Here is a 20,851-nt window from a genome sequence, read left to right on the forward strand (position 1 = left end):
GTTACACCTCAAATTTATAACCTACACCCCAAACCGTTTGAATGTAGTTTCCACTTTCTCCAAGCTTCAAACGCATCGTTTTCACGTGTGTATCTACTGTTCTTGTACTTCCGGCATAATCATATCCCCATACCTTTTCCAGTAATTGCTCCCGGCTGAATACTTGCCCTGTATGTTGGCAAAGAAAATATAGTAAATCAAACTCTTTTACTGTAAGAGAAATCGGTTCACCATTCGCCTCAATTCGCCTACTTTTTTCATTGATAAGGATCGGTCCAAATTGAATTTCCTCTTGCTGCTCTTGCTTTGTATATCTTCTTAACACAGCTTCCATACGAGCAATTAATTCACCAGGACTAAACGGCTTTACAATATAATCATCTGCTCCCATACGTAAGCCGTTCACCCTATTCCATTCTTCACCTTTTGCCGTTAAAAATATAATTGGCACATCTGACGTTTTTCTAATTTCTTTACAAACTGACAGTCCATCCATTTCAGGCATCATAATATCTAGCACAACGAAATCATAATGATCCGATTCTAATTTTGTAAGAGCCTCTTTTCCATTTTCGGCTTCTCCCCATTCGTATCCGAAATTATCTAAGTACATTCCTACAAGTTGTCTCATATCACTTTCATCATCTACAACTAGCACTCTATATTTACTCATTATCCTTCCCCTCCCTCTCTATTAGTTGAAACGGTCCTTTTCCAACTTTAATTGTTTCTTTTATTTTCATATTCTTCATATCCATAACACACACTTCATCACTGTCATAACTGGCTACATACCCTTCTGTTCCACTTTTCAAAAATGCAAATGGGTTTGATCCTACTTCAGCAGAAGCTACCTCTATATATGTGCCACTATCAAACACCCTAAGTGTATTCGAACCATGACTTAATGCATATACGTACTTTTTATCCTTCGTTATATTTACAGGCATAAAAGGGGCATGTAAAGAACGCAACATTTCGCCACTCTGTAAAGAATACACCAATACTTTCTCATTCACTTGATTTCCATCACCATGTCCGCCAATCCATATTTCTTTCCCGTCAGGACTAACCGTCGCTCCAGTTGATGCTGGTGGAATCATAAAGGACTGTATAATTTCTTTTGTCTTTGTATCAATTGTCGTTAATTTCGTATCATAAAAGTTTAATACAGATAATTGGTTATGATGCTCTACCATCGTTATTGGCCCTTTTCCTGTCGATACACTCCCTGTCTCTTTTCCTTTTATCGTAAAGAACCTTACCCTTTGAGCAGTTTGATCGGCAGCAAATAATTGCTTTTTATCTTCTGATACGACTACATTCACAATACCTTTTCCAGTTTTATATTTTTCCACTTGCCTTCCTTCTGTTAGTGAATATACATACATGTACTCTAACTGCTTGCCATATACAAGTATTTCCTCGCGATTTGGAAGGAGTGCAATTCCTGCCATCGGCTCATTTAGTTCCCATGTCGTAATTAGCTTTTTTGTTTGTTTATCAATAAAACTAATACTACCTTCTTTTATATTCGTTGTTATAATAACATTTTTATCTTTAGCAATCGGTGTATATGAACTTCCTTGACACCCTACTAATAGAAATAAAAAACAGAGAAGAAAAACATACTTTCTCAAAAGATTCCCTCCATCTTCGGATGATTTCGTTATAATTGTAAAATAACAAATAAATGTGTGGAAAGTGTGAAATTTTCCTTTCTTACCTCATTTACATATATAATGTACAACAAATAGAATTTGAGGTGTGTCAATTATGCTTTTTCCTGATTTAGCGAATAAAATTGTACGGGAAGTACGCAGACTAATTACAGAAAATATTATTATCATTAATATACAAGGTGTTATTATCGCTAGTACAGATGCAGAAAGAATCGGTCAATTTCATGAAGGTGCACTCCGCTGCGCGAAACAAAAGAAAACTGTCATCATTACAAAAGAAGATGAACAGCGACTACAAGGCGTAAAAGCTGGGATGAATCTTCCTTTACTATTTCATGATGAAGTAATCGGTGTCATTGGCATCACTGGAGAACCAGAAAACATTTCACAGTACGGCGAAATATTACGTAAGATGACCGAACTATTGATTCATGAAAACTACTTTTTAGAACAACTAGAACTTGAGCATCGTTCGTATGAAGCATTTGTCTTTGATTGGCTTCAAAATACAGACTGGTCTCCTAGTTTTCTCGATCGTGCAAAAACACTTGGCATTGATTTATATAAGAAGAAACAGCTTATTTTGTTCTCCATCGGCCAAAATGACACGATGCTCCAACGTAAAATTTGGCAGCATATACGCAATACATTAACAAAGGAACATCTATTTGTTCGTTGGGGAAATGATCGCTTCATTTTATTTACAGCAATGCGTTCCAAAGAGCAAACTTACCAATTTTTAAAACGGTTAAAACAAGACTGTGAAACTTTATTTTCAATTCCTATATATATCGGGATTGGACAAACACTTACGCCAAGCGATATGAACATCTCATACGAACAAGCATTACGAGCTCTTTCTGTATCACTTGAAACGAAAAATATTGTATTTAATGAAGATTTACGTTTAGAAATGTGCTTACAAGATATTTCTGCCGAAACGCGGGAACAGTTTCTAGAGCGTACTATCGAAAACTTACTATCATCTCCTGAGCTTATGCACACTTTACGCTTATTTATCGATTATAACCAATCTTATAAACAGACAGCTAAGCAATTGCATATACACATTAACACATTGCACTACAGACTTAAAAAGATTGAGGAGTATACAGAACTCGACCCGAAACAATTTAAAGATTTAAATGTTTTATACTTCGCACTCCTTTTATTAGATAATCATACAAAAAAGATTGATAAAAAAGAGTAATCTTCAGATGATTATACATAGAAAGAATCCCCTGACTTTTTTATCATTATAATGAAAGCACTGTTACAACGTTTTTTATAATAACTAAATACGTTAACAGTTTGAGGGGGATTTCCAATGTTAGAAAAGCAAATTATTGATTCATTCGTATCCATTGTTGGCGAAGATAATGTAGATACATCCAATATGGGCCGTTTAACTTATAGTTATGATGCCACTCCAAATTTTCAAGCAATGCCTGATGCAGTCGTTGCTCCTCGTAATACGAATGAAGTAGCTGAAGTGTTAAAAGTATGTAACACTCACAAAATCCCTGTGTACGTTCGCGGATCTGGAACGAATCTTTGCGCAGGGACATGTCCACTTGAAGGCGGTATCGTCCTTATTTTCCGTCATATGAACAACATTTTAGAAATTGATGAAGAAAATTTAACAATTACTGTTCAAGCGGGTGTCATTACACTTGATATTATTAAAGCGGTTGAGGAAAAAGGATTATTTTATCCACCAGATCCAAGTTCGATGAAGATTTCTACAATCGGTGGAAATATTAATGAAAACTCAGGTGGTTTACGTGGATTAAAATATGGCGTAACACGTGATTATGTAATGGGACTTGAGCTTGTTTTACCGAATGGCGATATTATTCGTACTGGTGGTAAATTAGCAAAAGATGTAGCAGGTTACGATTTAACGCGTCTATTTGTCGGTTCTGAAGGAACACTTGGTGTGGTGACCGAAGCGATATTAAAACTTGTTCCCATGCCTGAAACGAAGAAAACGATGCTCGCGCTCTATGAAGATATTAATGAGGCTGCCCGTGCTGTTTCTTCCATTATTGCAAATAAAATCATTCCAGCGACACTTGAGTTTTTAGATCAACCAACAATTGAAGTTGTGGAAGAGTTTGCACAAATCGGCTTACCAACTGACGTGAAAGCAATTTTACTAATTGAACAAGACGGTCCACCTGAAGTTGTTAATCGAGATATCGAAAACATGGCTAACGTTTGCCGCTCTATGAACGCAGTTGATGTTCGCGTTGCAAAAGATGAAGCAGAAGCAGACGCCCTTCGTACAGCACGCCGTAGTGCTTTATCAGCACTTGCAAGACTAAAACCTACTACCATATTAGAGGACGCAACTGTACCACGTTCACAAATCGCTCCGATGGTTGAAGCTATTAATGCGATTGCAAAAAAATATAATATTCCTATTTGTACGTTTGGACATGCTGGTGATGGTAATTTACATCCAACTTGTATGACAGATGCCCGCAATGAAGAAGAAATGCACCGTGCTGAACAAGCCTTTGCTGAAATATTTGCGAAAGCAATTGAACTTGGTGGCACGATTACTGGTGAACATGGTGTCGGTGCGATGAAAGCTCCCTACTTAGAAATGAAATTAGGTAAAGAAGGTATTACAGCTATGCGAGGTATAAAGCAAGCTTTCGATCCAAACAACATTATGAATCCTGGAAAAATGTTCGCGAAAGACTCTCGTAAAAGAGTGGTGGTTGAGCGATGACCACATTAAATAAAGAAAACATTCAAAAGGAATTTAAAGAACGATTAAGCGAAGATGAACTACTAAATTGTATGCGATGTGGTTTCTGTTTACCAACTTGCCCTACTTACATTCAATCAGGTTATAAAGAATCACATTCACCACGCGGACGTATCGCACTAATGAAAGCAGTCGTTGATGGTTTAATTGAGCCAGATGAAGATGTTGAAAATACATTAAACGTCTGCCTCGGCTGTCGTGCTTGCGAACCTGTTTGTCCATCTGGTGTGAACTATGGACATTTATTAGAAGAAACTCGTGATATTATTAATCAAAATAAAAAATTCTCAATGCCAGTGAGAGCTGTTCGTAAAGTCGTGTTTGAAGGGCTATTCCCGCATCAAAATCGAATGAGAACATTAACAGGATTAATTGGATTTTACCAGCGTTCTGGTTTACAAACGCTAACACATAAAACAGGTATTATGAAGTTATTCCCTGAAACAATTGCAACGATGGATCTTGTTTTACCAAAAGTCCCTAAAATGAAAGCAATGAAAGATCGTCCTGCATTTTTACCTGCTGAAAGTACAAAGAAGAAACAAATAGCATTCTTCACAGGCTGTTTAATGGATACGATGTTTTTAGAAACAAATAACGCAACGATGAAACTTCTTCAGTTAGCTGGTTGTGATGTCGTTATTCCTAAAACACAAAACTGCTGCGGGGCACTACATGGGCATGCTGGTGAAAAGAGTGGAGCGAAAGAATTAGCGAAACGAAATATAAAAGCATTCGAAGATTTAAACATCGACTATATTATTACGAATGCAGGTGGTTGCGGAGCTTACCTCGTAGATTATGATTATCTTTTAAAAGATGATCCAAAATGGGCTGAACGCGCAAAGCAGTTTGTTTCTAGAATTAAAGATATTACTGCTATACTAGTAGAATTAGATTTCCATAAACGAAATGACTTACGACTCGCGCCACAAATCATTACGTATCAAGACTCATGTCACTTACGCAATGTTATGCGAACATCTTCTGAACCTCGTATGTTATTAGAAGCCATCCAAGGCGCAACATACCGTGAAATGAAAGATGCAGACCGCTGCTGTGGTTCTGCTGGTATTTACAATATCGTTCATTCAGAGTTATCAATGGAATTTCTAGATTACAAAATGGACCGTGTACATGAAACAGACGCAGCAACCATCGTTACTGCAAATCCAGGTTGTCTATTACAAATGAAACTAGGTATTGAACGTGAAGGCATTTCTCATAAAATGAGAGGAATTCACATTGTAGATCTATTATTAGAAGCAATTGAAACCAACTCGTAATAACTCGTAACATACGTAATAATAGGAAAACGGCTATCTCCTTCGTCTATGTAAAGAGATAGCCGCTTTTTTGTCCGCTACAACATTAAAAATATGTTACTTTATTATAAAAAAGAACAACAGAAACATTACAGTTTTGTAAAGATCAATCCATTATATTCCTCAAAAAAACGCTCAAACCACTGATACAATGGGATTCCTCATTTTTAACATAGGTAGATTTATCCAAAAAAGCACTCTTAAAACCAAGTATAAAAATGCTGAAAATTCCTTTTATACTCTATGTTTCTCTTATTTCTCCCCTTTTCTCTCCTTAGGATAAATTAGGTAATTTTAAAGTCTATGAATTTTTTTCCATCTTTTTTCTCTTAAATTGTGTGCTACGATGAATTTGTCAGTCAGACCGGCTGTCAAAACAAATCGTGTGAAAACAAATTAAAACTTTATATAGGGGGACACACATCATGAAAAAGCGTGTTTTATTATCTGTAGCTGCTGCAACAGCTCTTACTCTAGGAGTATCATCTTTAGATGCACAAGCTGCAACAGTACAACCATCTAACATAAAGGTTCAAAATATTCAGCATTCAAAAGTGATGATGAAGCAAATGAGCCAACAAGAATTACAAGCATTCTTACAATCTATGGGAGTTGAATCATTAGCACAATGGCAACAAGCTAACTTCCAACCAAACTGCTTCGTTCCTGGTCAACAACCTACTGAAAATGTTGTAACTGAGCAACCAACAGCTAAGCCAGAAACTCAAAAGCCTGTTGAGCAAAAACCTGTTGAACAAAAGCCTGCTGAAGAAGTTCAAAAACCAGAAGCTTCAAAACCAACTGAAAATAATAACACTCAAAACGAAACACAAAAACCTGCCGAAAAGCCTGCTGAAGAAGCAAAATCTTTAAGTGAGTTCGAACAACGCGTTGTTGAATTAACAAACGCTGAGCGTACAAAACAAGGCTTACCAGCACTAAAAATCGATACTGAATTAAGCAAAGTAGCACGTATTAAATCTGAAGATATGCAAAAAAATAACTACTTTGATCATAACAGCCCTACATACGGGTCTCCGTTTGACATGATGAAGAAATTTGGTATTTCTTATACATCTGCAGGTGAAAACATCGCTCAAGGCCAACGTACACCTGAAGAAGTTGTACAAGCTTGGATGAACAGTGCAGGACACCGTGCAAACATCTTAAATAATGGCTTCACTCACATCGGTGTTGGCTATGTAGAAAACGGTAACTACTGGACACAACAATTTATTACGAAGTAAATAGATTAAAAGAGTCTTCTCATAACGAGAAGACTCTTTTTTAAGTTTCATAACTTTCTATTATATATGAGTATAAAATGTAGAACATAAACAAAATAGAACCACAGCTTATTACACTAAGTAACACATAAAATCCCCATCTCAAGTTCAAAAACAATGAAAATAATATACCACATGACATCCCTTGAAAAATCCGCCTACTCACTAAACGAATCTTTTGTAATTTAATTGGATCTTTCTCCGTGCTCTTCACCTTTTTAAACTCTTTACTAAGCATAAAAAGAAACATACTAATCCCAATCGTTAGTCCTGTCTGAAAAGATATAATGCTTCCAAAATTAATAAAGAGAATGAGCATATGGATAAACAACATAAATAAAGTAATCGTTTTTATAAATCCACTTATAATGAAATGCTCTCTTTCATTAAACTTATATATATTATGTGAAATAATATACACGAATCCATGTAAGAAAATAATAAGACAAGGAATAAATAATACTACAACTTGTTTACTCATAAACTCGTTCGGCCCGCCATTTTCATTCCAATGCACTGCCATACGGTTTGGTAAATATGGATAGAGGCATAGAGTAACTAAGAGACAAGCACAACATACGCCTAGTATATATTTATATTTGACCAAGTGATTCTCACCTCTCTTTTCTCTTAACGGCTTCGCTTCTTTTAGAGAAATTCCTGCAAAAATCTACTTTTCTCAACTTTAAACTTACATTTTACGCATTCACTCTTTGAAATTCTTTCATCGTATTGTTTAATTTTGTAGGAAATGGTACATCAACTTCTATCTCTTCTTTCGTAATTGGGTGTAGGAAATTAATTCTCATTGCATGTAACGCTTGCGCTGACATATATTTCGTTTGTCCACCATATAATACATCCCCAACTAACGGATTACCATTATAGCTCATATGAACACGAATTTGATGTGTTCTACCGGTTTCTAATTGTAACGTGACAAATGTTATATCTTGCTTCTTAAAGTATTTTTCTACTTTATAGTAAGTGATAGCTTCATCTCCCTTTGGAGAAACACGACGTCTCGTAGCATGATGTCGATCCCTTCCAATGGCTGCATCAATTGTTCCCTGCTTCTTTTTTACTTTCCCTTCAACAAGCGCCGCATACGTTCTCTTAATTTTCCGTTCCATTAATAAACGATCCATAATTGCACCCGCAATTCTATGTTTTGCGAATACAACACCACCTGTTGTATCTTTATCTAAGCGATGAATATGACGAACCTTCGTCTCTAAACCTTGCATTTGAAAATGAAAGGCAACAAGGTTTGCAAGTGTTCCCGTTCCACCTTTTTCAGCAGGATGCGTATCCATTTGCTCTGGTTTATTGACGATGAGTACGTGATCATCTTCAAATATTACATGTAACTCACCATATTCGGGATCTACACCGTACTCCTCCTCCATAAACATATGAACTTGCAATTTATCACCCTCTTTTAAAGGTTCATTCCATCTTCTCTGTTCCCCGTTAACAGTAACACCTTTTTCCATACGAAGCTGATGTAATAATTTTTTCGGTATTTCCCATTCTACTTTTAATAACGATTCGATACTTATACCATTCCATGTAGCTGGAACAGTCATTTCGCACCATTCGCCCTTTTTCTTTGTTTCCATATTGTATCACCTTATTTCTATTGATTCTCTCATTGTAACGGAAAACACACTTTGATGCACCGCCAAAAATAGAGGACAGTCTTATAGTAGACTGTCCCTCAAGCTCTAAGCCTTTTCATTTCTTGCAACACTTCTTCAGCTTTCTGTTCATACGTTAAATCTTTAAAGAAATCCGCCAATCGTTTATAGTCGTTATACGTATCTAATAAATCATCCATCTTTTCCACTTTCATCACTTGGTGTTTTTGCTTCATTTTTACTGGATAACGATAGCCTGATACTTCTTGTATTTTATAATACTCGTCCTCTACTTGAATAACCTTTACAAGTTCCTCTTCTTCTGCATCCATCGTGTACCCGTCAAATTCCCTAAGTAGTTCATAAATAATATGAGTCCATTCATCCTTTGGATAAAATCCTTTTTCTAACCGATAACCGACAATGCGATACATATGCCCATCGTTCTCAGCAAACTGTACTGTATCATTTAACTTAAACTTAAAATAACGAAACATTGCCTTCACCTACTTGTATGTATTGTTCTTATCACATACTATTTGCAAAATGTGGGCTTTGCTATTCATAAAAAAAACGCTCATCAATATGATGAGCATTTTTCACGATGATTTTTCTCGTTTTTTTCGAAATGGTAGCCACCAGTTCCAGTCTCCAAACAACTTCATCAAGCTTGGTACGAGCATAAGGCGAATAATTGTTGCATCAAGAAATATCGCTAATGCAACCCCCAGCCCCATTTGCCTTACTGGTAAAATATCAGTAAATGCGAACGCACCAGTTACAACAATCATAATTAAAGCAGCTGACGTTATAATTCTACTCGTTGAAACGAGACCTTCTAACGTTGCTTGATCATTATCTCCTGTTTCTTCATAGAGCTCATGAATACGCGAAATAAGAAACACTTCATAATCCATGCTAAGCCCAAATACAAGGCCGAAAATGAAGATCGGTAATACAAAGAGAACAGGACTTGCTTCTAAACCAAAATGACCACCTTCAAATAACCAAACAACGATTCCAATTGTAGCGCTTAAACTAAGTATATTCATAATAATAGCCTTAATTGGAATGAGTATAGAGCGAAATGCAAATAATAATATAACAAAGGTCGATCCAAATATAACAGACATACCAATTACCACATTATCTTTAATTTCATCTTCCAACTCTTGTTGGAACGTCGTCATTCCGCCTAGATAGTACGTAACACCTGTTTCTTTATAATTCTTTTTAAAATCACGAACCCACTGTTTAGCAGTTTCCGTACGTGGTTTTGTTTTCAAAAAGACTTCTATCGTTGTCTTATTTTCTTTCGTGTATGCTTCAAATACAGGAGCTAGTTTGGCTGATTCTGGCGACTGCAATATTCCAGCAACTTGACCTGCTTTCATTCCCGTTAATCCGTCATATAAACTTCTTACTTCATGTACTTTTTTATCATCTTTTAACTTTTGAACGACTTCTTCTAGCTGTTCTAAACTTTCTTTTTCTTTCATATCTTTTTTCGTTTCTACTACTAACGTAACATCAGCGTGGGTTTTAACAGTTTTATTAAATGCTTCTTCATACTTTTCATATGCAATCCTTGTATCACTCTGTTTAGGTAAAGCTTCCACGTCAGGGAACTGCAAATTTGCAGTACGTAACGGCAATAAGCAAATAACAATAAATGTTGTAACAACAATAATCATTGCGATTGGATGTTTCATTACAAATTGCGCAAATGTGCGCCACGCCTTTGCCGGCGTATGTGCTACTTGATTCTTTTTTAATATTCGTTTACCGATTAACGATAATAGTGCTGGAAGAAGTGTGAGTGAGAATACAATACTCATAATCACAACAATCATTCCGCTAATAGCAACAGATTGAATATAATCTATCTTAAAGAAAAACAAACCAGACAGTCCGACAAATACACATAATCCTGAAAATACGATAGCGCGACCTGCTGTCTGATATGTAATTGCTATCGCTTCTTTTACCGTTCGTTTTGCAACTTCCTCTCGAAAGCGATTTACAAATAATAGAGCAAAATCAATGGATAGTGCAAGTCCAATCATCGGTGCAACATTTAATACGAAAATAGATAATTCTTTATCGATACCTATGAAATATAAAATGCCCATTGTGCTAATAACACTAAGTGCCCCATTTAAAATTGGTAAAATAGATGCCAAAAGACTACCAAATGAAAATAGTAATACGAGGAATGCAATTGGTAAGCCAATCATCTCTGCTACTTTTAAATCATTTTGCGTTCTTTCATTAATCTCTTGATTAATTTTAGGGAACCCTGTAGGTGTTACCTTTAGCGTCTTATTACTTTCTTTCTCAATTTTATCAGCGAATTGTAACGTCTGTTCCATTCGTTCTTTATTTGTTTTCCCGGAAAATAAAATCGTCGCATAGCCGATATCCTTTTGTAACATTTCTTTATTTTGTATTGGGTGATGGAAAGATTCATACGTCTCTTTCTCTTGAATACTCTTTACAATTTTCTCTATTTCCTTTTCGAATTCCTCATGTGAAGCATTCTTATTTTTTTCAAAAACGAGTAGGAGTGTATCTTGAGACCTTTTAAAATCTTTATCTAAAATTTCTTTCGTTTTTTGATAGTCCCCTTCTGTTTGAAAACCATCACCGCCCAATACTCCTGGAAGCTTTGGAGCGAAAATACCGAGTGCTATTGCGAGTAATAGTAACGCCACAATTACCGTATAACGAAACTGGTATAAAAAAGAGCCTAACTTCCCCCACCTATCAACTTTATGTACATTTGTCTTCACACATTTTCACCTACTTTAAAGAATTCAACTTTCATTTATACTGTATCACATCTTCACACAAACAAAAAACGTCTAGAAAAACTATAATGATAGTTTTTCTAGACGTCTTTCTATCTCTCGTTATTAAGCCCAAGCCTCTCGGTAAGCAAACGATGAAAATAAATTGCTATGATGAGCAAAATACCACCGAAGCAGTAGCCCGCTAAAATATCAGTTGGGTAATGTACATTTAAAATGATTCGACTTAATCCAATCAATACGATTAATATACCTAGCAAAATCGTTATAACATATTTCCCCGTTACACTCTTCAAATTTGCAGCAATGATATAAGCAAGAAAACCGAATGTCATAATAGATAGCATTGCATGTCCACTAGGGAAACTATATCCAAGTGCATCTAGCGCTTCATTTAATGACGGACGATCTCTTTTCACAATTTCTTTAATCCCTTTATTAACAAGGTGTGTTACTAAAATACCTAATGGATACACAATCATCGCAGCATAATAACGCTTCTTCCAAAAAACGAGCAAACTTATAACAAGCGTAGTTATTATCCCAATCTCAGACCCCATCTTTGTAAAATATGAGAAAAATGTAAGTGAGCCTTCTGTCTGTAACCCTTTTACCAATCCACGGACATATGTATCCATCACTGTAACGCCACCTGTATGTACGCGCCAAGCAATAATACTAAATACAACAAGTAATAAACCGATACACATTACCTCATATTGATGTAACTTCTTCTTCAAACGATTTCCTCCTACTATGAAAAAATGCGATTTCTACGTTAGAAACCGCATTTCCTTACTTATTTACCTTTTGTTTTTAACTCTGTCCAATAACGATCGTAGTCTTTTAACTTATCGTCTACATCAACAAGCCATTCTGTACGATCTAATTCTTCTTTCGTTAAGAAGATCATATGGTTATCACGATATTCTTTACTGTGAAGAGGATGAGCTTTTTCATTCGGATTACTGTAACCAATTGACTCGTAGTTTTTCACACTTACTTTTTCATCTAATAAGTAGTTCATAAACTTCTCTGCAAGTTCCTTATGTTTCGCACCTTTTGGAATTGCTAACGTATCAGCCCAAATCGTGCCGCCTTCTTTTGGTACAACGTATCCTACATCTTTATTGTCTTTTGCAATAAATGCTGCGTCTCCAGACCATACAGTCCCAATCCAAGCATCTTCTGTAATGAATTTCTGTTTAATATTATCTGTATCGAATGCTAATAAGTTTGGAAGTAGCTTCTGTAAATCATTTGAAGCTGTCTTTAACTCTGCATCAACTTTCGTGCTATTTGAGAATCCATTCTTTTTAAGTCCCATTCCTAGAACTTCACGAGAATCGTTTAATAAAGTAACATGCCCTTTATATTTCTCATTCCATAAATCTGCCCAGCTTGTAGGTACTTCTTTCACATACTTTTTATTGTATGCAATGCCTGTTACACCCCAAGTATATACTAGAGAATACTTATTCTCTGGATCAAACGCAGGTGTTTTAAAGTTAGAAACAAGGTTCTCAATGTTCGGGATGTTCTTCTTGTCTAAAGGCTCTAGTAAGTCCATCTTCGCCATTGTTTTCACCATGTAATCAGATGGCTGAATTAAATCATACGTTGCGCCACCAGCTTGTAATTTTGCAAGCATTTCTTCATTACTTGCATATTTGTCATAATTGATTTTCACGTTATATTTCTTTTCAAAATCTTTTAAAACCTGCTCATCAAAGTTGTCAGCCCAACTATAAATATTTAATTCTTCTTTCTTCTCACCACAGCCCGCAAGTACACCTGCAACAAGGCCGAAGCTAATAGCTGCGCCAGCTAATGTCTTCACTAATTTCATCGGTTTATTACCTCCTCGTACTTTCTATATCATTCGTATTATAAAGGAAGGTGTCCTCCAGAGTTTTCTTCACCATCTGCACCTTTGTTACGGAAGATTTCAGATAAAACCATTAATCCTACGATAACAACAATTAAAATTGTAGAAAGAGCATTAATCTCAGGTGATACTCCGCGCTTAACCATACTGTAAATGTATAATGGCAATGTTGTTGATCCTGGTCCTGATACGAAGAAACTAATTACAAAATCATCAATTGATAATGTGAATGTTAATAACGCTGCCGAAACAACTCCCGGCGCAATTGCTGGAAATGTTACATAGCGAAACGTTTGCCACGGTGTTGCACCTAAATCATTTGCGGCCTCTTCTAAATCACGTCCCATACTAGACAGACGCGCTGCTAAAATAACAACAACAAATGAAATACTAAATGTAATATGCGCAATAATAATCGTTACTTGTCCAAGTTCCATACCTAATTGACTAAATAAGATTAGTAAAGATAATCCCATTAAAATATCAGGAATTAAAATTGGTAAGTATACAAGACCATTAATTGCCCCTTCAAAACGATATTTATAACGATGTAAGGCAAGTGCAAAAAACACACCAAGAATTGTCGTTACAATCGTCGTTATAACTGCAATCGTCATACTATTTATAAACGCATCAATAACATCTTGTTTTTGAAATAAATCTGTATACCAATGGAATGTAAAACCTTCCCATTCTGCATTAATGCGCGAATCGTTGAAGGAATATACCATTAAAACCATCATTGGAAAATACAAAAACAATAAAATTAACCAAGAATAAGAAACTAAAAACTTCTTCATCTTTGCCTATTCCCCTCCGTTTCCATCATATTTATATACTTTCGTTGCACGATAATATAAGTAAATTAACAGAACAGAGAATAGAACAACAATCATAGATAACGCAGAACCAAACGGCCAGTCACGCGATCCTAAGAATTGATTTTGAATTACGTTTCCGATTAACGCTACTTTCGATCCACCCATAACGTCTGATACAACAAACATTCCGATAGAAGAGACGAATACTAAAATAGAACCAGTAACAATCCCTGACATCGTCATTGGTACTGTTACATTCCAAAATGCCTTTACTGGTGTTGCCCCTAAATCATAAGCTGCCTCTAGCTTACGCTTATCCAGCTGCTCAATAGCCGCATACACTGGTAAAATCATAAATGGTAATAAAGAATATACCATTCCGAGTATTACAGACGGTGTATTATATAATAAATTTAAAGGTTCACTAATAATACCTAATTTCAATAACAATGTGTTTACAAGACCTTGTGAACGTAAAATAACAATCCATGCGTATGAACGAACAAGGAAGTTAATCCAGAACGGGATCGTTGCCAATAATAAAAGGATAGAACGATATTTGCGATCAACAATTGTAATTGTATAGGCAAATGGATAACCAATTACTAAACAAAGTACCGTCGTAATAACCGCAATTTTCACTGTTTCCCATAATGTCCCCATATATAATGGATCAAACACGCGCACTATGTTATCTAGTGTAAACTTCATTTCCACTGTCCCGTATGCTCCGCGCTGCATGAAGGCAAATGCGAGTACGAACAGAAGTGGAATTAGGAAGAAGAGTAACAGCCATACGACTGTAGGTAATGCGAGTAATTTCCCTTTCTTCAATTTAAGGTCACCTCGTCCTCTTGCTCCCAGCCTACATATACATTATCTCCAATGCTCCACTGTGCTGCTTCTCCAGCAGTTTGATATGCCATTAGTAATTCTGATGTTTTCTCATCACGTACATAAAGCTTTTCCATATTTCCAACAAACTCAATATCTTCAATATGTCCAAGATGGTATTCTTTTAAAATTGGCTCTTCAACCGAACGAACCTTTACATTTTCAGGGCGAATTGCTACGTAGCTTTCCCCATTTTTCACAATATTATTTTCACCGATGAACGTCGCAACAAACAATGTTTTCGGTTGATTATAAATTTCTTTCGGGGTGCCGACTTGCTCTATATGCCCTTTATTCATAACGACAATACGATCACTCATACTCATCGCTTCTTCTTGATCGTGCGTTACGTATATGAACGTAATTCCTAAATTACGCTGTAAGTTCTTCAATTCACGTTGCAAATCTTTTCGTAACTTAAAGTCAAGCGCTCCAAGTGGCTCATCTAATAATAATACGCGTGGGTTATTAACAATCGCTCTCGCAATTGCGACACGCTGCTGCTGTCCACCAGAAAGCTTCGAAGGTTTACGATTACGAAACTCAAGTAACTGTGTTAAACGCATTGCCTCTTCAGCACGTTCTTTCTGCTCTGCTGCTGGTACTTTTTGCATTTTCATACCGAAACAAATATTTTTCTCCACACTCATATGCGGGAATAGTGCATAATGTTGAAACACTAAGTTCATATGACGCTTATATGGCGGCAAATCGTTAATTCTTTCATCATCTAATAAAAGATTTCCTTTAGTTGGCGTTTCAAAACCTGCGATCATACGAAGTAATGTCGTTTTCCCGCAACCACTCGGTCCTAAAATTGTTAAAAATTCTCCTTCTTTAATATCTAAAGAAAGAGGTGGGATAATCACTTGATTTCCAAAATGTTTTTCTACTGCTTCAACTTTAATAATCTTTTTCATTTTCCCGTCCTATCTACCTTAAATTTTAATTTTTATATTCATGAATAAATATTTATGTTTTATAGACTATTTTTTGTTTCGATCCAAACAAAAATGATTATTTAACAAGCGTTCGCTTCTATTCTTTATGTAGTATGTTTGATTCATTTTCGCACGATACATAACGTCGAACAGAAAAACCCCTTCCATTGCGAAGGGGCTATTATCATACGGCTACGCCTACTGATAAACACCATCATCATTTTAACAACTTTCGTATGAATTTTAAAGCACTTTTTGTAGAAGAGTAACGAATTTTCATGTCGAATGCTGTAGATTGGGCTAAAATGCTTTTATAATGTGAAAAAGTCCGAAAACTTTCTTCCCCATGATAACTACCTAAACCACTACTTCCGACGCCTCCAAAAGGTAAATACGGCGTTGCAAGATGATAGACAACATCATTAATACAACCTCCGCCATATGAAATATTACTCGTCACCTTCTTTTGTACTTCTTTATCTTCAGAAAACACATATAAAGCTAACGGCTTCGGATGTTGCTGAATTGTATCAATGACATCTTCTATTTTGTCATATTCTATAATTGGTAAGATTGGTCCGAAAATTTCATCTTCCATAACAGTACTTTGCCATGTAACATTTGTTAACACTGTCGGTTCAATATGTAACGTTTCTTTTTTATAATTTCCGCCGATTTCAGTTTTACCATCTTTCAAAAATGTACATAATCGTTCAAAATGACGCTCGCTCACAATTCGTACGTAGTTGTCATTATTGAGCGGCTCTTTCCCATACTGCTCCGCAATTTCATGTCGCAGTGCCTCAATCAACTGTTCTTTCACAGAAGAATGCACATACATATAATCAGGTGCTACACACGTCTGCCCAGCATTTAAAAACTTACCCCACACAATTCGTCTTGCGGTTACATCTATTTTTGCATCTTTATGTACAATACAAGGGCTCTTTCCGCCAAGTTCTAACGTAAGCGGCGTTAACTGTTTCGCTGCTGCTTCCATTACAACTTTCCCAACGCCAACACTACCTGTAAAGAAAATATAATCAAACGGTTCCCCTAGCAAAGCTGTACTCTCTTTAACGCCACCTTCTACTGCCGCTACAAGCTCTTCTGGGAATAATTCCTCTACTATTCTCACAATCACTTTTGAAACGTTTGGCGTTAACTCTGATGGCTTTAAAACGACTGTATTACCAGCTGCCAATGCTCCTACAAGTGGCGCAATTGCTAATTGAAACGGATAATTCCACGGCGCAATAATTAGTGTCACACCATACGGTTCTGGTACTACTTTTCCCTTTGATCCGAAATGAGTAAGTGCTGTTCGGACACGCTTCGGTTTACTCCACGATGAAATATGTTTTAATTGAAAAGAAATTTCTTTTAATACGTATCCTATTTCTGTTGTAAACGATTCGTGAACTGACTTATTTAAATCTACTTTCAATGCTTGAAATATCTCATCTTCATAACGCTGAATTCCATCATAAAGCTTCTTCAAATTCGTTTTTCTTGTTTCTATACTTCTTGTATGTCCATTATAAAAATATTCCTTTTGTTTCTTTACAATAGAAGAAATGCTCATCCATTCACCTTCTCCCACTAGTTTTATCTCGCTATTAACGAGCAGTACGACTCTCACCTGAAAATCCAGCGAATGCAAGGATGTTAGACGCGAGCCGAACGAATAATCAGTCGAGATGCCTCCTGATTAAAAATTCATTTTATCCAATTCTTTCATTATTTATATAGAACTTTTTTATTCGTAAAATTACATTATATATAATTTTTTCTTTTTTATAAAATTCATTGCTCACAAAAAACTACCGAAAGAAAATCTCCCGGTAGTTTTACAGTATTAACGATATAAACGAACAGCACCTGCAGAATTATCATCAGCTTGTCCTACTACTTCAAACTTCAGACCAAGCTTCGGTAAAATACGTCCTGCATCTGGAATTTGTTCATTGATATACTTTTTAGAATCATCAAACTTCGGCACGCCTGCTAAACCATTATACGTATACGTTCCACGCGTTGGAGATACAACTTTCCAAGCTGGCGTTTTGTCGAATGAGAACGCCGCATCAGCGATTTGGAATCGTGTACTACTGTCAATTGTCGGTTTACCATTTAAAGTTCCTACAATTGCTTCTGGATGAGAATCAACTACACCAAGGAAACCGTGTCCTGGATGTAAACCAACCCAGTTATCTAAGTAAGCTGAATCCGCATACCATACAACCATACCTGAGTTATATTCTGGACCGCGAGCATATTTCAATGCGCTATCTGATCCAGTATGGTTTCTCCACTCTACATAGTAGTTATGTTTTTTCTTCTCTGTTCCGTTAGATACAACGAAACCATCTAATTTAAATTGTGATGTACCTTCTGCATCATCTGAGAATGCAACTTTACCATCTACTGTTAATGACGCATTATCAAGTAGGAAACCGTTTAATGCTAAACCGCCATCCGTAATGTACTCAAATGTTAATTTAACTTTCTGGCCTTTAAATTGACTTAAATCATATGACTTGTCAATCCATTGTCCTTTTGTCGAATCTGCATTTCCATTATTTGCTTTCTCGCCAAGTCTTTCAATTAACGTTTGTTTACCATCTTCTGTTACAGCGTGTACTTCAAGGAAATCATATTCAGCTTCAATTTCATATAATGATTTGAAATCGAATTTTGCAGTCGTTGCATTTGTTAAATCGAACAGTGGTGTTTCCATTTTCGTGTGAAGGTTGTCACCTTTTGTGCTGTAGTAATACTGCTTACCAAATGCTGGTGCAATTGATTTTACGTCTTTATCTGGTAAGTTAACACGAATCATACCTGGTCGGTTAGATTTCGTAACACTTTGGTCTAAATATGTTGCTAGACCGATACCTTTATTTAATTTCTCGTAATCTACTTCTACGATATTTGCCCAGTTACCACCGATTGTTTTTTGGAAAAACTCTTTATTTTGTGGTGAGAAACTCGTTGGCGTTGTTCCAGCGATTTGACCAGCCCAGCTGCCGCCACTCATAACAGACCATGCTTGAATTGGCTCACCATGACCCGTATAGTCTGTATCATACTCATCTGGAAGACCTAAATCGTGACCGTATTCATGCGCGAACACACCAACTGCTCCATCTTCTGGTTCAATTGTGTAGTCGAACGCTGCCATCTTTCCGCCCCAATATGGAACTTTCGCTTGTGTACCTTCAATTGCGAATGGTTTTGGTCCAACTGTCCAGCGATGTGACCAAATTGCGTCATCACCTAATTTACCGCCGCCAGCTTCTTGTCCCACACCCGCATGAATAATCATTAAGTGGTCAATTAAACCGTCCGGTTGATTTTGATTTCCATCACCATTTACATCGTATTGATCGAACTGATCAAATTGTGATAAATCAAGACCGCTATCTACAGCTGCTTTTAATGCATCTTTTACTAGATCACGTGGTCCTTTTGGCCCTTTATTATCATGACCAGTAGCAGCATCTGCACCGTAATCAGCAGCTTTACCAGGAACTGTTAACCATTTTGTAACTGTTCCATCCACAGTATAACTACCACCAGATTGCTCTTCATAATATTGTTTAAACGTTTCGATTTTACTTCCATCCTCTAGCTCGAATGGCTCGTTACCGAATAACATTTTTTCATAGTGTTCTTTATTGAAATCGTTAGAATACATATAGCCAGGCTCTTTATCGATATTGTTATGTTTGAAATCAGCGTACTCTACAAGTAAAACAAGTACTTTATCTTTACGAACTTCACCGTTATATTCTTTTTGCTTTGCTGGAGAAGTTGGTACTTTACCGTTTAAACCACCTTTCACTGGACCTGTCGCTGCAGGTGTCCCCGTTGCAGGCTTGTCTAACTTTTCTTTCGTATCTGCTTTCGCATCTTTCACTTTCTTTATAAAGTCAGATGCTTCTTTCGTAAGTGGGTCCCCATTTGTTACTTCTTTCCCAGGATTTTCACCCTTTTTGTTCTCTACGTATTTTTCGACAGCTTTCTTTGTTTCTGTCTCTGAAGCCTTCGAATCAATTACCCCACGTTCTTTTAGCGCATTTGCTAAACGCTCCTCTGGAATTAAATGATCATCAACTGGGCTCGTAGCTGACTTATTCACAGGTGTTTCAGCATACGCAGATTGAGTACCAGCGCTGAATGAAATACCTAGAACAGCTGTTAAAGCAATTGATGATAACACTTTAAATGGTTTCTTTTTCATCCCTTATTTCCTCCCCTAATAAATAATATGTATTACAAATTGAATTTTATTAAAAATTCAATATTTTTTCAATATTTAGTTATATTATGTAATTTTTTTAATATATTTGTAAAAATTTCATAGTTAGTATACGAATATATCACAATTCAACAATGTTTTCTGAAAATATTGAAAATATTTATCGAACAATTTATAATTATTTCCATTGAGGGAGTTTAATGGGGATTTTATCTTTGTTTTATCTACACAATAAATGATAATTCGATACATAAAATACAAAATTCGATTCATTATCATTTATTCTGTAGCAGCAATTATGACCGATAATTAGGGAGGAATTACACTTGTACAAAGATAAGACAGACGCACTGGACCAAGAATGGATTGATTTAATACTTGAAGCTCTAGATGCTGGTATCGCCCTGCAAGATATTGAACACTTTTTCCAACGTATGAAGCCATCAAGTCATGCTCAATAGCTTTGTTCTTTTTAACGAAGTTTATGCTATAATAATGTTATAATAATGACATCATAAGAC

The 20,851-nt window shown here is 36.2% G+C and carries 18 protein-coding genes; 5 read left to right on the plus strand and 13 right to left on the minus strand.

The annotated features are described in order from the left end of the window. Position 1: 1 nt before the first annotated feature. Positions 2-673 (minus strand): response regulator transcription factor, encoded by a 672-nt coding sequence (locus BAQ48_RS02945; RefSeq protein ID WP_000049883.1) that lies wholly within the window; start codon positions 671-673, stop codon positions 2-4. Continuing rightward, complete coding sequence (locus tag BAQ48_RS02950) at positions 666-1,640, minus strand: YncE family protein (protein WP_071709908.1); 975 nt, start codon at positions 1,638-1,640, stop codon at positions 666-668. Before BAQ48_RS02950 ends, BAQ48_RS02945 begins: the two co-directional genes overlap by 8 nt. A gap of 136 nt (positions 1,641-1,776) precedes the next feature. Here BAQ48_RS02950 and BAQ48_RS02955 point away from each other — a divergent pair, with 136 nt between their 5' ends. The 4 genes from BAQ48_RS02955 to BAQ48_RS02970 all read left to right on the plus strand — a co-directional run bounded on the left by BAQ48_RS02955 (position 1,777) and on the right by BAQ48_RS02970 (position 7,033). After that, entirely contained in the window at positions 1,777-2,892 is a 1,116-nt protein-coding gene (locus tag BAQ48_RS02955; RefSeq protein ID WP_071709909.1) for a CdaR family transcriptional regulator, read from the plus strand. 117 nt (positions 2,893-3,009) lie between these two features. After that, positions 3,010-4,422, plus strand: coding sequence for a glycolate oxidase subunit GlcD (gene glcD, locus BAQ48_RS02960; protein WP_071709910.1), 1,413 nt, complete (start codon positions 3,010-3,012; stop codon positions 4,420-4,422). Further along, complete coding sequence (locus tag BAQ48_RS02965; protein WP_071709911.1) at positions 4,419-5,747, plus strand: (Fe-S)-binding protein; 1,329 nt, start codon at positions 4,419-4,421, stop codon at positions 5,745-5,747. The genes glcD and BAQ48_RS02965 overlap by 4 nt, the downstream gene beginning before the upstream one ends. Before the next feature lie 464 nt (positions 5,748-6,211). Continuing rightward, positions 6,212-7,033 (plus strand): CAP domain-containing protein, encoded by an 822-nt coding sequence (locus BAQ48_RS02970; RefSeq protein ID WP_071709912.1) that lies wholly within the window; start codon positions 6,212-6,214, stop codon positions 7,031-7,033. Between the two features lie 40 nt (positions 7,034-7,073). On the opposite strand, the gene BAQ48_RS02975 is transcribed toward BAQ48_RS02970, so the two are convergent. From BAQ48_RS02975 to inhA1, 11 genes are all read right to left on the minus strand, one after another. Further along, positions 7,074-7,679: a DUF1648 domain-containing protein gene (locus BAQ48_RS02975; protein ID WP_071709913.1), complete on the minus strand. Its 606-nt coding sequence runs from the start codon at positions 7,677-7,679 to the stop codon at positions 7,074-7,076. 91 nt (positions 7,680-7,770) lie between these two features. Further along, the gene (locus BAQ48_RS02980) at positions 7,771-8,694 is read right to left on the minus strand and encodes an RluA family pseudouridine synthase (RefSeq protein WP_000448369.1); all 924 of its coding nucleotides are present in this window, start codon (positions 8,692-8,694) and stop codon (positions 7,771-7,773) included. Between the two features lie 98 nt (positions 8,695-8,792). Then, positions 8,793-9,209, minus strand: coding sequence for a hypothetical protein (locus BAQ48_RS02985; protein ID WP_000490298.1), 417 nt, complete (start codon positions 9,207-9,209; stop codon positions 8,793-8,795). A gap of 102 nt (positions 9,210-9,311) precedes the next feature. Then, positions 9,312-11,504: an MMPL family transporter gene (locus tag BAQ48_RS02990; protein ID WP_071709914.1), complete on the minus strand. Its 2,193-nt coding sequence runs from the start codon at positions 11,502-11,504 to the stop codon at positions 9,312-9,314. Between the two features lie 110 nt (positions 11,505-11,614). Beyond that, a complete protein-coding gene (locus BAQ48_RS02995; protein ID WP_071709915.1) occupies positions 11,615-12,262 on the minus strand; it encodes a phosphatase PAP2 family protein in 648 nt (215 codons plus the stop codon). 59 nt (positions 12,263-12,321) lie between these two features. Further along, positions 12,322-13,371: a spermidine/putrescine ABC transporter substrate-binding protein PotD gene (gene potD, locus BAQ48_RS03000; protein WP_000780035.1), complete on the minus strand. Its 1,050-nt coding sequence runs from the start codon at positions 13,369-13,371 to the stop codon at positions 12,322-12,324. A gap of 38 nt (positions 13,372-13,409) precedes the next feature. After that, positions 13,410-14,210 carry a spermidine/putrescine ABC transporter permease PotC gene (gene potC / locus BAQ48_RS03005; RefSeq protein WP_071709916.1) on the minus strand — a complete coding sequence of 267 codons (801 nt, stop codon included), beginning with the start codon at positions 14,208-14,210 and terminating at the stop codon, positions 13,410-13,412. Between the two features lie 6 nt (positions 14,211-14,216). After that, positions 14,217-15,065, minus strand: a complete 849-nt coding sequence (gene potB / locus BAQ48_RS03010) for a spermidine/putrescine ABC transporter permease PotB (RefSeq protein ID WP_071709917.1) — start codon at positions 15,063-15,065, stop codon at positions 14,217-14,219. Beyond that, positions 15,062-16,045, minus strand: a complete 984-nt coding sequence (gene potA, locus BAQ48_RS03015) for a spermidine/putrescine ABC transporter ATP-binding protein PotA (protein WP_071709918.1) — start codon at positions 16,043-16,045, stop codon at positions 15,062-15,064. The genes potB and potA overlap by 4 nt, the downstream gene beginning before the upstream one ends. Positions 16,046-16,283: 238 nt before the next feature. After that, positions 16,284-17,651: an aldehyde dehydrogenase gene (locus BAQ48_RS03020; RefSeq protein WP_071709919.1), complete on the minus strand. Its 1,368-nt coding sequence runs from the start codon at positions 17,649-17,651 to the stop codon at positions 16,284-16,286. A gap of 273 nt (positions 17,652-17,924) precedes the next feature. After that, entirely contained in the window at positions 17,925-20,312 is a 2,388-nt protein-coding gene (gene inhA1, locus BAQ48_RS03025) for a M6 family metalloprotease immune inhibitor InhA1 (RefSeq protein WP_071709920.1), read from the minus strand. A 344-nt stretch (positions 20,313-20,656) separates the two neighbouring features. Between inhA1 and BAQ48_RS03030 the strand changes: the two genes are divergently transcribed. Then, positions 20,657-20,791: an anti-repressor SinI family protein gene (locus BAQ48_RS03030; RefSeq protein WP_000276216.1), complete on the plus strand. Its 135-nt coding sequence runs from the start codon at positions 20,657-20,659 to the stop codon at positions 20,789-20,791. Positions 20,792-20,851 lie beyond the last annotated feature (60 nt).

It is taken from the genome of Bacillus luti, assembly GCF_001884105.1.
GTDB lineage: Bacteria > Bacillota > Bacilli > Bacillales > Bacillaceae_G > Bacillus_A > Bacillus_A luti.

Bases quoted from the DNA above. Each gene is read 5' to 3' on its own strand.
- potD (WP_000780035.1), bottom strand. From the start codon at position 13,371: ATGAAATTAGTGAAGACATTAGCTGGCGCAGCTATTAGCTTCGGCCTT.
- BAQ48_RS02955 (WP_071709909.1), top strand. From the start codon at position 1,777: ATGCTTTTTCCTGATTTAGCGAATAAAATTGTACGGGAAGTACGCAGA.
- BAQ48_RS02945 (WP_000049883.1), bottom strand. From the start codon at position 673: ATGAGTAAATATAGAGTGCTAGTTGTAGATGATGAAAGTGATATGAGA.
- BAQ48_RS02980 (WP_000448369.1), bottom strand. From the start codon at position 8,694: ATGGAAACAAAGAAAAAGGGCGAATGGTGCGAAATGACTGTTCCAGCT.
- potC (WP_071709916.1), bottom strand. From the start codon at position 14,210: ATGAAGAAGTTTTTAGTTTCTTATTCTTGGTTAATTTTATTGTTTTTG.
- glcD (WP_071709910.1), top strand. From the start codon at position 3,010: ATGTTAGAAAAGCAAATTATTGATTCATTCGTATCCATTGTTGGCGAA.
- BAQ48_RS02985 (WP_000490298.1), bottom strand. From the start codon at position 9,209: ATGTTTCGTTATTTTAAGTTTAAGTTAAATGATACAGTACAGTTTGCT.
- potA (WP_071709918.1), bottom strand. From the start codon at position 16,045: ATGAAAAAGATTATTAAAGTTGAAGCAGTAGAAAAACATTTTGGAAAT.
- BAQ48_RS03020 (WP_071709919.1), bottom strand. From the start codon at position 17,651: ATGAGCATTTCTTCTATTGTAAAGAAACAAAAGGAATATTTTTATAAT.
- BAQ48_RS02965 (WP_071709911.1), top strand. From the start codon at position 4,419: ATGACCACATTAAATAAAGAAAACATTCAAAAGGAATTTAAAGAACGA.
- inhA1 (WP_071709920.1), bottom strand. From the start codon at position 20,312: ATGAAAAAGAAACCATTTAAAGTGTTATCATCAATTGCTTTAACAGCT.
- BAQ48_RS02970 (WP_071709912.1), top strand. From the start codon at position 6,212: ATGAAAAAGCGTGTTTTATTATCTGTAGCTGCTGCAACAGCTCTTACT.